General features: G+C 51.3%; 12 protein-coding genes. 7 read left to right on the top strand and 5 right to left on the bottom strand.

The features are described from left to right. Positions 1-2: 2 nt before the first annotated feature. Positions 3-461, bottom strand: coding sequence for a type II secretion system major pseudopilin GspG (gene gspG / locus QOM10_RS12575; protein WP_038368790.1), 459 nt, complete (start codon positions 459-461; stop codon positions 3-5). A 147-nt stretch (positions 462-608) separates the two neighbouring features. Between gspG and gspI the strand changes: the two genes are divergently transcribed. Continuing rightward, positions 609-995: a type II secretion system minor pseudopilin GspI gene (gene gspI, locus QOM10_RS12570; protein WP_316918180.1), complete on the top strand. Its 387-nt coding sequence runs from the start codon at positions 609-611 to the stop codon at positions 993-995. Between the two features lie 567 nt (positions 996-1,562). Here the strand turns inward: gspI and QOM10_RS12565 are convergent. Further along, on the bottom strand, positions 1,563-2,021 hold the full coding sequence (locus tag QOM10_RS12565) for a winged helix-turn-helix transcriptional regulator (RefSeq protein WP_141128565.1): 459 nt from the start codon (positions 2,019-2,021) through the stop codon (positions 1,563-1,565). A 96-nt stretch (positions 2,022-2,117) separates the two neighbouring features. Between QOM10_RS12565 and QOM10_RS12560 the strand changes: the two genes are divergently transcribed. Further along, a complete protein-coding gene (locus QOM10_RS12560) occupies positions 2,118-3,059 on the top strand; it encodes an aromatic alcohol reductase (RefSeq protein WP_316918179.1) in 942 nt (313 codons plus the stop codon). Positions 3,060-3,238: 179 nt separating this feature from the next. On the opposite strand, the gene QOM10_RS12555 is transcribed toward QOM10_RS12560, so the two are convergent. Next, positions 3,239-3,598 carry a DUF6124 family protein gene (locus QOM10_RS12555; RefSeq protein ID WP_316918178.1) on the bottom strand — a complete coding sequence of 120 codons (360 nt, stop codon included), beginning with the start codon at positions 3,596-3,598 and terminating at the stop codon, positions 3,239-3,241. A 556-nt stretch (positions 3,599-4,154) separates the two neighbouring features. Here QOM10_RS12555 and QOM10_RS12550 point away from each other — a divergent pair. From QOM10_RS12550 to QOM10_RS12540, 3 genes are all read left to right on the top strand, one after another. Continuing rightward, on the top strand, positions 4,155-4,895 hold the full coding sequence (locus QOM10_RS12550) for a hypothetical protein (protein WP_316918177.1): 741 nt from the start codon (positions 4,155-4,157) through the stop codon (positions 4,893-4,895). 107 nt (positions 4,896-5,002) lie between these two features. Further along, positions 5,003-5,689 carry a hypothetical protein gene (locus QOM10_RS12545; protein ID WP_316918176.1) on the top strand — a complete coding sequence of 229 codons (687 nt, stop codon included), beginning with the start codon at positions 5,003-5,005 and terminating at the stop codon, positions 5,687-5,689. A gap of 201 nt (positions 5,690-5,890) precedes the next feature. Next, entirely contained in the window at positions 5,891-6,802 is a 912-nt protein-coding gene (locus QOM10_RS12540) for a hypothetical protein (RefSeq protein ID WP_316918175.1), read from the top strand. Between the two features lie 275 nt (positions 6,803-7,077). Here the strand turns inward: QOM10_RS12540 and QOM10_RS12535 are convergent, their stop codons facing one another. Further along, the gene (locus QOM10_RS12535) at positions 7,078-9,348 is read right to left on the bottom strand and encodes a hypothetical protein (RefSeq protein WP_316918174.1); all 2,271 of its coding nucleotides are present in this window, start codon (positions 9,346-9,348) and stop codon (positions 7,078-7,080) included. A 231-nt stretch (positions 9,349-9,579) separates the two neighbouring features. Continuing rightward, positions 9,580-10,011, bottom strand: a complete 432-nt coding sequence (locus QOM10_RS12530; protein ID WP_316918173.1) for a type II secretion system protein N — start codon at positions 10,009-10,011, stop codon at positions 9,580-9,582. Between the two features lie 120 nt (positions 10,012-10,131). Here QOM10_RS12530 and gspH point away from each other — a divergent pair, with 120 nt between their 5' ends. Continuing rightward, positions 10,132-10,578 carry a type II secretion system minor pseudopilin GspH gene (gspH, locus tag QOM10_RS12525; RefSeq protein ID WP_316918172.1) on the top strand — a complete coding sequence of 149 codons (447 nt, stop codon included), beginning with the start codon at positions 10,132-10,134 and terminating at the stop codon, positions 10,576-10,578. Then, positions 10,575-11,183, top strand: coding sequence for a prepilin-type N-terminal cleavage/methylation domain-containing protein (locus QOM10_RS12520; protein WP_316918171.1), 609 nt, complete (start codon positions 10,575-10,577; stop codon positions 11,181-11,183). The genes gspH and QOM10_RS12520 overlap by 4 nt, the downstream gene beginning before the upstream one ends. The last annotated feature ends 464 nt before the right edge of the window (positions 11,184-11,647 follow it).

The raw sequence follows: 11,647 nt of genomic DNA, 5'->3' as shown, positions 1-11,647 counted from the left end.
CCTTACAACTGCCAGGAACCGATATCGGCATTCACACCGTCGCCGTCCGGCTGACCGTCGGCACCGAGGGAAAAGATGTCGATCTCGCCATTGGCGCCGGGGTTGAGGTACTGATAAGGACGCCCCCACGGATCGTTCGGCAAACGCTCCAGGTACGAGCGCCAATTGCTGTTCTTCGCATCCGCCGGCCGCTCCACCAACACCTTCAGCCCCTGGTTCATGCTCGGGTAAGTGCCGTGATCGAGGCGATACAGCTTCAACGCCTGCATCAACCCACCAATATCCTGCTTCGCCGCCGTCGCCCGCGCCTGATCCGGCCGGTCAAGCACCTTGGGCACCACCATCGCCGCCAAAATCCCCAAAATCACCACGACCACCATGATCTCGATCAGGGTAAAACCCTGCTGCCCACGCGGCGTGCGCATCGGTTGCTGAAGCGATTTGAAAGGTGCGATATCCATCTCGACATACCCTGGCTTGATTCGATTCGACGCGCAGTGTTGCAAGAAGATATGTCAGTGATGTTGAAAATCCTCGGGTGTTTTCGTCGTCAAGCCGTCAAGGACGCGGGTTAGCGTCGAGGGCTGGGTTTTGGTTTTGGGCTGTTTATGCGTGCGCGTTCGCGGGAAGCGGGTTTCACGTTGATTGAGGTGCTGGTGGCGCTGGCGATTATTGCCGTGGCGATGTCAGCGGCTGTGCGCGTGGCGGGATTGATGACGCAGAGTAGTGGGATTTTAAGGGATCGGTCGGTGGCGATGATTGCGGCGCAGAGTCGGATGGCGGAGTTGCGACTGGAAGGGAAGTTGCCGATGGGGATGAAAGCGCAGGAATGTGATCAGGGCCGGCTATTACTGCGCTGTGAACAGGTGATTAGCGCAGCCGAAAACGGCCGCTTACTCAAGATTGGTATCCAGGTATTCGACCGCAATCAGGATGCGCCGCCGTTGGCCAGGCTTGAGACTTTGTTGTCCCGAACGGAAAGCCCCTCACCCTAGCCCTCTCCCAGAGGTAGAGGGAACCGATTGGGGGAAATTCGAGAGCTACACCGACTTGAACGTCTTTCGTTGAATCCAAAATGGCCAAGCTCACAAAGCCAAATCGAAGATCCTTCACCAAAACCATAATCGCCAAGGCCTTTCATCAAAGCCATAATCGCCAAGGTCTTCCAGGTCGATGCACCCCGCAAGACAACTCGGTCGGCCCCCTCTCCCCCCGGGAGAGGGCTGGGGTGAGGGCCGCTTCTACTCGAGAAGCCCCCAGAATCACCAAAATCATAATCACCAAAATCTTCCAGGTCGACGTACCCCACAAGACACCTCGGTCGGCCCCCACTCACTCCGGGAGAGGGCTGGGGTGAGGGCCGCTTCTACTCACGCAGCCTCCAGAATCACCAAAGCCATAATCGCCAAAATCTTTCAGGTCGGCGTACCCCGCAAGACAACTCGGTCGGCCCCCTCTCCCTCCGGGAGAGGGCTGGGGTGAGGGCCGCTTCTAATCGCAAGCCCCAAACCCGGCAACAGATTCGCCACGTTCTGCGCAATGGCCTGAACCAAAGCATCCAATCAATCAGCCCCATCCAAATCAACCAGCCCCACCACCGGAACCTGCCACGAAGGCTTTTTCCCACTCTGACCATCAAACACCCGACGCGCCTCGCGAAAATCATCGACGTGCTCCACAACCCAAGTCCAAATCGGCGACATGCGAACCAACAACTCCATCCCCAACGCCGTCAGCTCGTACTCGACATGGGGCGGCACTTGATCCAACTCCCGCCGTATCAGCAGACCATCGCGTTCCAGCGCACGCAGCGTCTTGGTCAACATGCGCTGAGTCACGCCCGTCATCTGCCGTTTGATCTCGGCATGACGCATCGTGCCGTACACACCCAGGGCATGCAGGATACCCAGTGACCAGCGGCTACCGGCGTGAGCCAGGACTTCGCGCCGCACGCCATCATCGTCTCGTCTTAGCGTCTGGCAGATCGCTTCTGCCTGGCTAAGGGTTTCCTCATCGGTCATGTGTCCCCCTGGTATCACGCGTGTGCCTTCTTCTGAGCGCTGCGCAATCGTGCCAGCATCGCCAAATCATACAGACGACGGATCTCAGGAGACATCATGACCGAAGCGACCCACCCTTCCCCACAATCCATTCTCGTACTCGGCGCCGGCGAACTCGGCCTGCCGGTGCTGCGCAATCTTGCGCGGGTAGCCGAGCGCTCGACCGGCAGCACCATCAGCGTCCTGCTCAGGGATTCGACCATCAACACGCAAGCCCCCGAGAAAAAACTGGAAGTCGATGAACTGCGCAGTCTGGGCATCCAGCTAGTCGCTGCAGACCTGGTTAACGATTCCATCGATCAACTGGCCGAAGTGTTCGCAGCATTCGACACCGTCATAGGCTGCGCAGGCATGGTCGCGGGCCGGGAAACGCCGATGAAACTGGCGACAGCAGCGCTCAGGTCCGGCGTGAAGCGCTACTTCCCTTGGCAGTTTGGCGTCGATTTCGAAGTGATTGGCCGGGGCAGCCCGCAGGATTTGTTCGATGCGCAACTCGACGTGCGCGAGTTGCTCCGCGCTCAGGACAAAACCGAATGGGTGATCATCTCGACCGGCATGTTCACCAGTTTTCTGTTCGAGCCGGTCTTTGAAGTCGTCGATTTTGACAACCACACAGTCAACGCCTTGGGCAGCTTGGAAACCAGCGTGACGCTCACGACACCGGAAGACATCGGCAAGCTGACAGCGGACATCGTTTTCTTCGAACCGCGCTTTCGCAATGAGATCGTCTACCTGTCTGGCGACACGGTGACGTATGGGCAGGTGGCGAGCCTGCTTGAGCGTGTGCTGGGGCGTCCGTTCAAACGTAACGTCTGGACGGTTCCGTACCTGATGCAGGAACTGGAAAAGGACCCCACTCACCACATCAAAAAATACCGCGCCGTATTTGCCCAAGGCAGAGGCGTGTCGTGGCCGAAAGCGGGGACTTTCAACGAACAGCAGTCGATTCAGGTCACAACGGCTGAACAGTGGGCTCGAGACAACCTGGCAGTCGATTGACGCTAGCAAGCACCCCGCCACTCACAGTTACAGAAACGCGTACATCGTCTCGACATTTATCGCGGCTGAAGAGCCAGCGCACTCCCACCTTGAAACACACTTAAAGGTGGGAGCGAGCCTGCTCGCGAAGGCGCCAGAGTTCACACCTGATCAATCACCAAGTGCCCCCGACACACGCATCACTCCGGCAATTGCAAATTATCCAACGCCCGATTCACCGCCAACTCCCCGAGCATGATCAACTGCGCGATCCCCGCCAGCGCATGGCGCTGCGATGCCGGCAACAGGCTGGAGACGTTCTGGGCGATGGTTTTGGCCGAAGCGAGTGTTGCACTGGCATCGACCAGCAGTTCTTCGGTTTTGTTGTCCGCCGTCACGGCGTACATCCCACGGTTTTTACGTGGGGGCGGCATGGAACCGGGTGGACAGAGGTAATGATCGAGCGCGCGGTCGGCGGCTTCGTGGAGTTTTTTGGAATCGATGGATTCGTAGGGGGAAACCGAGGCGGTTTCGGGCGGGTTGGGTGTTGGTTTGATCATGGTGAAGCTCCAAATTTATACCTGGTGGAACCACCAACACCTGTCGCTAAACAAGTAAGGGTGGCAGCTGTGCGCGGGTTAGCGAACCGAGAGGTATAAGACCCGGCAGACCCGAAGGTCTCCCACGCACAGCCACCATATCGTCATCGCAAACGTCTGCGACAAACTGGAGCGTCGTTGTACTTATACCTGGTCAGGTCGCTAAACCCGGTCGCTGGGTTGCCAGCGACACGTAGACGATAAAGACCAGGTACAAAGCGCACAAGCCGGCGGATTCTGGCGTAGCTGTAGGCAAAGGCGCAAGGATATGTAGCCTGAGAGAGTGTTTGGAAATGTCTTTTTAAACATCGGCGTTTATCGAGGCCTGATTCCGTTACTTATCCTTCAACAGATCCGTCCCGTTATCCCAACAGATGGAGGAAATGGCCCAAATTACCAGTCGTAACGGAAACCTAGGCCAGATGAACAGCTCTACAGTGCTAACTTCCAGCATGGCATGGTTCGCGAACACATCTGATGCTAGCCTTATTCTTTCCCTCCCGAAGCCTTATCATATATGCCCATCGAACCTGATCGCCTGTATCACGAACTCGGTTACCTCATTGCTGAAATGCCAGACCTAATGACGTCCCAATGGCAAACCACTGACGCCCATAGATGGCTCGGACGTGCCTCGGCGTGGGTTGAGCAGAGCGGTGACTTGGTGGACGCGGCTGCGTTCAACGCTGCCGTAAACAGCTTAAACCCCAATCCACGTTTTCCAACCCACATCGCCGCAGTACCGCGTTTAACCACGATCCTTTATCGAGCGCTCGGCCGCGCAGAGCTCCAAGCATCCCCTACTAGCCGTGGCTCTTTCATACCTGTAGGTGAGATATTTTCTGCATTTGCCGCTATGTCCAAGATTCTGAGCGAAGCCACAATCAGTGTGATGTTCGTTGATCCATATGCCGACGCCAATCTCCTGACCGACTTCGCCGTCTTAGTACCCAACGGTGTATCCACGCGAGTGTTAGCTGATGTAGGCAGCAGAAAAGCAGCTTTCGCCCCAGCGTTGAAAAGCTGGATACAGCAGTACGGCTTAGAACGACCAATGGAAGGGAGACTCGCGCCGAACCGGTCGCTCCATGACCGGCTGATCATAATTGACGAGCGAGAATCGTGGAGCCTCGGACAGTCCTTCAACGCGCTCGCTGCACGTGCTCCAACCAGTCTTATTCGAGCAGATCTCGAAACATCTCAGCTTAAGATCCAAGCACATAATCTGATCTGGCAGACATCGGCACCCATTCAGTGAAATCGCGAGGCAACCAACAATGTAAGGTGATCCAGCTTTATAAGTCGCCCCCGCAAGAATTTTACGATCAGTATTAATCCGCCCTCCAAAAAATAAGGAACAATAAAATGGCTGCGCAGTTAGATGAAGCTGAAAAACAAATTCTTGGTGCTTTGCTAGTAGACTTTTCAGAGCGCCAGCTAGATGCACATGAACTGAAGAAAATTTATGAAGGCCCAAAGGTCTCAGATCTAATCTTGGCAATTTGTTCCGGTGACGAAATCACAAAAGTTGATTTTGATATTGCTTTCGATGATCTTGCAAAGAAAAAATTTATAAAAACTGGCCCATGGCGACCTTATGAAAACCAACCGAGCTCAGGGTTTATTATGGTTGGCGGATACAGCCTAAAAGAATACGCCTGCCTTACAGAGCTTGGATATAAAACCGCTAGACAAGCTCCCAACCGCCCCGCGAAAAGCCAGCGAATCGTAAACAACCTCCACATTTCAGGTGGCCAATTCACTCACCTACAGCTTGCCGCTGGTGAAGTCATCAACCAAAAAATTCAATCTAGCACTGGTACTGACACCGATATCCTAGCCAAGCTTATCAACATATTGGAAACGCAAGGACAACACGTTTCGCTTGAACAAAAAACCGAACTCTCAACTGCTATTAATCATGCAAATGAAGGTAACGGAAAAGCCGCCAAAACTTCCCTTGAAAAAGTATGCGGCCCCATCTGGAACTCCGTCCAACCGGTAATGTGGCCGATCATTGGTGACTTAATAAAGAAAAGCTTAGGACTGTAGAATCTAGGGAGCAGAATATAGGGGTGATTTATTTCCTAACAACAAAATCACCCCCCTTTTCCCACACTTTCTCCAAGAGCTAATGAGATTCATAAAAAGCTCACACAAGGACTATTTTGAAGACAAAACAAAGAAACTGGTTTCCCACCTAGAAAAAGCATTCTTCTTTTTACATAAGAGAACATAAGAGCATTAATCCAAATGATTAGCGTCTTCAGCATTCTAAGCGGAATTGCATTTAGCTTTACACTTCAAAGAGCAGGAAAGGTATGGGATTTCTGGCTTGGTGAAAAAAACATCACTGAAGAAAAGAAAAAATATAAATTAGAGAAATACTGGCTCGCCTTCGCTCGACAATCGTGGAGCCGACTTTATCAACGAGCAGCGCTACTCGCCGATAAAATGCTAAGCAATATATTCGGCAAGCAACCATTAAGCGCTGAAAGCATATTAAAATTTAGTTTTTTTTCAATTGCACTTAACTGCCTCCTTGCTATGTTACCAACAATATTTTCAGGAGCACCCGTCACATCTAACGCCCACAATTTAACCTTATGGATCAAGATCACTGCCGCATTTATTTTTATTAATACAGCCTTAGACTGCCTTGCTTATTTGCTAACAAGGTATTTACTTAGGCGCCCTCCACACTCTACCGTAGGAATAATTATTTCATTCTCATTAGTTACCTCCATTGGCTGGTTAGCCACAACGATTTCGCTTGTTGTAGGGGGTGCAATGACCGCAATACCTTTATTAAACAATCCATTCAGCAAAGAGACATTTACAAATATCCTACTGCCCATTATACAAAGCTGGTTTTTTCACCAACTGCTGCACCCTTTTGATTCAAATGTAGCGATCCAAGGTATTAATATGGGATACATCGCTTTGGGCGCCATACCATCGTTAATAATACTACTTAGTACGCTTTCACTGATGCTAGTATTGAAGATAACGGCTGACAGACTGCATTTCATAACCTCTAAGTATTTCGGTCGAATATTGGATGACAAGAAAAGCTTCTACGAACATCTAGGATTCATCGCCTCTTTAGCGTTAATACTATTATATTGGATTTTCTTTGGCTTCTTTTCTTTATCAAGTTTGTAAATACTTATATTAACGCCATAAAAAAGCAGAAAGTAATCTATTACCAGAAACAAATGGAGTTGATTTATATTCTGATAACAAAATGGACTGATTTATTTTATGGAAATAAATCAGTCCCTTTTTTTGCTCATTGTTTTGTCCGTGTGAGCACAGGTTACGTAGGGTGAGGTTTTCTAATTAGGTTGACGCCTGCAATCCAGCATTCAGAACCGGCCGCTTAACTTGCTACGCGAAAAACATCGCAACTAATTACGTCGAAACCGCACCAGCTCAATTTAATTTATTTTTTCCTCGACATTATCAAGGCGAACAGAAAACTCAGGGGCGAGCTTGAATAAACGACGAATAGTTTCGACCTCTTTCCTTACTAATTCTTTTTGCCCTGCTATATCGACCTGAATTTCTGCCGCAAGAATTCGTAAGTCTAAAGATTCCGGACTTTTCGAGCTTAACCAAGTAATTATCTCATGTGCTACCGACAATTCCCCACGAAGAAGGAAGCACATCGCATGATGCCGCCAAGCGCAGTCATGATTTGCAGTTACGATGGTTCGATTACAACAATTTTCAAGAAGCTGCTCACGAAGCGTGGGCAACTTTTGCTGAGCGCTTAGATCTATAGATACGAGTACACAGACCCCAACATAATCAAAATTGCGAATCAATTGAGATAACGTAGTGATTTTTGATTGCTTATCTTCATTCGATAGTAGCTTGACACAAGATTTTTTTATTTCTTCTTGAAGCGAAGAGAGGCTTTGGTCGAAAGCTTTAGAAAATATGTGGTGATCAGGACCGGAGAAAATGCTCGCGAAAGCAATTAAGCAAATCAAGCGTTGCTCTTCCGACATCGATGACAAAAGTGGCTCCACAAATGTAACATACGCCAACTTTTGCTGGCCTTTATGATTCAACCTAAAAAGACCTTCATTTTTTATAAAAGATTTATAGAGTGCTAACACCGCTTGCAGCCTAACAGGCCAAACTCTAGATTTGGCGCAGGTTTTCAAGAAGCCTTGAACATTTAAATGTGGGTCGCTGCCAATTTCTCCCAAGGCCCGACAAATTAGCCATTTGCGGGGGATAGTGGCAGATCGACTATTGCGAATAAGTATTTCTGCAAGAGGGTATGGCCAACCGCTCCGGCACGCAAGAATTAGCTCAACTACTTTATCAAATACGTCGGCCACGACTCCGCCAGCTATAAAATCCTCTATAAACTTGTGTGCCCTCCGAAACTCGTGCCTTGAAAATCGTTGCCCTCCACCTAATTGTTCAACTTCTTCGATTGTTTCAACAATTTCTGAATGACCGAATGCACTCCAGAAAAACTGGCGTGCATCTTCTTTTAGAATCTCATCGCCCTCAATCCAATAACCCAGGTTCGTGCGGTAACTTTCTACATCGCTTAACGAATGAGACAATGCGGGCGCGGGCGCACTTATCTCCTGTTCGCTCAAAAAAGAAACAGATTTCGAAGGAGTAGACGTAATCCCACTTAATCTTTGCCCGTCCGCGGCATACATAGACAAAAAAATTATACTGCGACACGTTTTAATAAAGGCGGCAGAGGCAAGTTTGTAAAAAATCAGTGTTTTGTCTAAATCGTAATCATCAAGAAGCGTTGTTAGATCGGAAATTGTACAGACATCATCGACCTCCACATGTGCCCCGATAACGTTGCGTACATTGCGCGCATCTTCCAGCAACGTGTGAAAATTAGATACGGCGACAAAATTTGTTATTGCATCGCTTGATTGCCCTGCGGCGATTATTAGTTCGTCTAACCCCTCCATTTCCTGCTGCGAACCTCCACCGACTTGCCGAGTCACGAGACAGTCGCAAAAGCTAACTATATCTGTAATTATTCGCGCCTTTAAAATTCGGACAATTCCCGCATGTGATGAGCATTGACCGAGCAGATCTATTTGTATTTTAATCCAGCGACGAATCAGTGCAAGCTGTGCAGCGCGGGAATGTACAGCTGTAGTATTGAGTCCAGATATTGTGTTGCTTCGCGCCAACCCAAGCGAATCAGACGCTAGCTCTAAACGCGCATTACCTAACGCATGCGATTGGTACTGATGAAGATTTTTTATAAGCTGCGCACCAACTAGCACTGAGGATTCAGAATAAAGAACATAACCGGGAATATTTAAATGCTTTAGGCTCAGATAAATCTCCAAAGCCCCATCCACCAGGTATCGACTCTTTTCGACCTCTATATCATTCCACAAATCAATTCGCCTACCGAAATCCAAGTCCTGTACGTGAGCACTTAGCCGATGACGAGAAACCTTGAAGTATTCCTCAAAGCTCGAAGCGTAAATTTCTTTAGTGCGATGATATGAGCCAATATTAAAACCATTATTAAGTAGTGGCCTACGGAGAGCGCGCGCATGAGCAATGAAGTTTTCCGACCTAATTAATATGTGACGCGCAAGTGTCCGAGCTACAAAAGGGTCTACCAGATGGGTGGCAAGGTACAGCGTCAACTGCAGCTCTTCAACTATAAAGCTTAGCTTTTCAAACCGATTATTAAACATGAAATATAGAGTCCCTTCTTTTTTTAAAATGAAACAATACGATATTTTCTACGTACCACGATTAAAACCAGAGGCTTATTTTTAATAATCTCTAGTTATCTATTTCATCGCCACAGGTAAGTAAAAGTATTCTCTGCTTACCCGAACTTTCTTGTGCCAAGGTGCTTGACCGGAAGTCTAGCAGACATTATTCCAACTTAAGCGAGAATGTAATTGACTCCATACGGCAAATCACGGCCTAACCAACCTAGGCATCTCCACCCCCTCCCCCAACCTCTCCACCCCCAACCGCACCGTCTCCCCACCCTGCTCAATCACCACCCCATCCCCCTCCACCGCCACCAACTTCACCCCAGGCCCAACCTTCTCCCCCTGCAAGAAACTCCTCGGCGGCCCATCGTTCAAACTCAGTATCGCCACCGCCCCCCGACTCCCCGCCATCACCCCGCTCACCTTGATGTCCATCGGCGCCGTTTGATTTGAAAACCACTGCAACGCCGGGCTATCACTGCGCGCCGCGAGCAACTGCGGGGCCGCTGCCGGGGTGTGTGATTCGGCGGAGGTCAGCAGCAGCGACGACCATGTCGCCACGCCGACCAGCGCTGCGAGCAGTGCGAGGGCCTGGACCATTTGGGGTGGGGAAACGCGTGCGGTGAAGGTCATGGGTTGAATCTCCTTTTTATCCCTGCTGTAAGCCTACGCGGCAATTCTCTCCGTTTTATTTCACACGCCTTACATGTTGGCCGTGCACGATGGCGCAGGACGCAAAGGAGCGCGCGCGCGATGAACAGGCAACAGGGTTTTACGCTGATCGAATTGATGGTGGTGCTGGTGATCATCGGCATCGCCAGTGCGGCGATCAGCCTGAGTATCAAGCCCGATCCGTTGCAGTTGCTGCGCAAGGATGCCGAGCGTGTGGCGCAGTTGCTGCAGGTCGCGCAGGCGGAGGCGCGCGCCGATGGCCGGCCGATTGTTTGGGTGAGTGATGCCAAGGGGTTTCGGTTTAGTCGGCGCAGTGACAGTGGCAAGGGGTTTGATCATTTCGCGCAGGATCCGCAGTTGCGGCCGCGTGCCTGGCAGAGTCCGAAAGTGGAGGTGCGGGTGGAGCCGAAACAGAGGGTCGTGCTGAACGCTGAGTGGATCAATCCGCCGCTGCAATTGACGTTGTCGGATGGGTTGAATCGCTTGAGTGTGCTGCGCGATGGCAGTGGAAGGATCAGCCTGCAATGAAGAGCCAGCAAGGGTTTACGTTGATTGAGGTGATGGTCGCGATTTTGTTGATGGCGGTGGTGAGTCTGATTGCCTGGCGGGGGCTGGACAGTGTGACGCGGGCGGACAGTCATTTGCAGGCGAGCAGTGAGCAGAGTGACGGTTTGTTGCGGGCGTTGAATCAGTTGCAGCGGGATGTGGAGATGCGCGCGGGGATTGAGTTGACCGAGCCGAAGAAGGTTGGGGTGGATGATGAGCCGCCGAGCGCCCCGCCCGCTTTGACTGTGCGCAGTAGCGACAGTAAGGGGTTTCGTCTGGACATTATTCGCACGGCGGCGGATCAACCGGGGGCGTTGCAGCGGGTGCGGTGGTGGGTCAAGGGCGACACTTTGTATCGGGCGGTGGCTGAGGCGCGGAGTCGGTATCCGTTGCCGGCGCCTGGGAATGGGGTTGCTGTTTTGAGTGATGTCAGTGATGTGCAGGTGCGGGTTTGGGAGGTGGATAAGGGCTGGCGGCAGTTGAGTGGGAATCGGCGGGAGGATCCGTTGGGGTTGGAGATTCGGTTGAGTCGGGGGACGGCGCAGGGGGTGGAGAAGTATCGGCAGGTGATTGGGCCGTTGGAGTGATTTGCTGGCCATGAATTAAATGTGGGAGGGGGTTTGCGACCGAATGTGGTGGGTCAGTCGACATGGTTGTTACTGATAGAACGCTTTCGCGAGCAGGCTCGCTCCCACAATTGGATTGGGGGTAGCCAGTTGGGGATTGGTTGGCTGTTAGGACGTCTTCGCGAGCAGGCTCACTCCTACAATTGGATTGGGGGTAGTCAGTTGGGGATTGGTTGGCTGTGAGGTCGTCATCGCGAGCAGGCTCACTCCTACAATTGGATTGGGTGGAGTCAGTTGGGGATTGGTTGGCTGTTAGGCCGTCTTCGCGAGCAGGCTCGCTCCCACAGTTTTAAATTTGCGTACAACCCAAGCGGCAAAGCCGCCCCACTCAACAGGATGAGCGCAAGCTCGGCTGCAGCTTTTGATCTTGATCCACGGGCGACGTCGGAAGGCTGAGTGGAGGGATTCATCCGGGGGTGGGAGCG

It is taken from the genome of Pseudomonas sp. P108, from assembly GCF_032613195.1.
Lineage (GTDB): Bacteria > Pseudomonadota > Gammaproteobacteria > Pseudomonadales > Pseudomonadaceae > Aquipseudomonas.
The sequence above is the reverse complement of the archived record's forward strand: the minus strand, read 5'-3'. Positions and strand labels throughout refer to the sequence as shown.

Coding starts and splice junctions, on each gene's coding strand:
- gspG (WP_038368790.1), bottom strand. CDS start 461: ATGGATATCGCACCTTTCAAATCGCTTCAGCAACCGATGCGCACGCCG.
- gspI (WP_316918180.1), top strand. CDS start 609: ATGCGTGCGCGTTCGCGGGAAGCGGGTTTCACGTTGATTGAGGTGCTG.
- QOM10_RS12565 (WP_141128565.1), bottom strand. CDS start 2,021: ATGACCGATGAGGAAACCCTTAGCCAGGCAGAAGCGATCTGCCAGACG.
- QOM10_RS12560 (WP_316918179.1), top strand. CDS start 2,118: ATGACCGAAGCGACCCACCCTTCCCCACAATCCATTCTCGTACTCGGC.
- QOM10_RS12555 (WP_316918178.1), bottom strand. CDS start 3,598: ATGATCAAACCAACACCCAACCCGCCCGAAACCGCCTCGGTTTCCCCC.
- QOM10_RS12550 (WP_316918177.1), top strand. CDS start 4,155: ATGCCCATCGAACCTGATCGCCTGTATCACGAACTCGGTTACCTCATT.
- QOM10_RS12545 (WP_316918176.1), top strand. CDS start 5,003: ATGGCTGCGCAGTTAGATGAAGCTGAAAAACAAATTCTTGGTGCTTTG.
- QOM10_RS12540 (WP_316918175.1), top strand. CDS start 5,891: ATGATTAGCGTCTTCAGCATTCTAAGCGGAATTGCATTTAGCTTTACA.
- QOM10_RS12535 (WP_316918174.1), bottom strand. CDS start 9,348: ATGTTTAATAATCGGTTTGAAAAGCTAAGCTTTATAGTTGAAGAGCTG.
- QOM10_RS12530 (WP_316918173.1), bottom strand. CDS start 10,011: ATGACCTTCACCGCACGCGTTTCCCCACCCCAAATGGTCCAGGCCCTC.
- gspH (WP_316918172.1), top strand. CDS start 10,132: ATGAACAGGCAACAGGGTTTTACGCTGATCGAATTGATGGTGGTGCTG.
- QOM10_RS12520 (WP_316918171.1), top strand. CDS start 10,575: ATGAAGAGCCAGCAAGGGTTTACGTTGATTGAGGTGATGGTCGCGATT.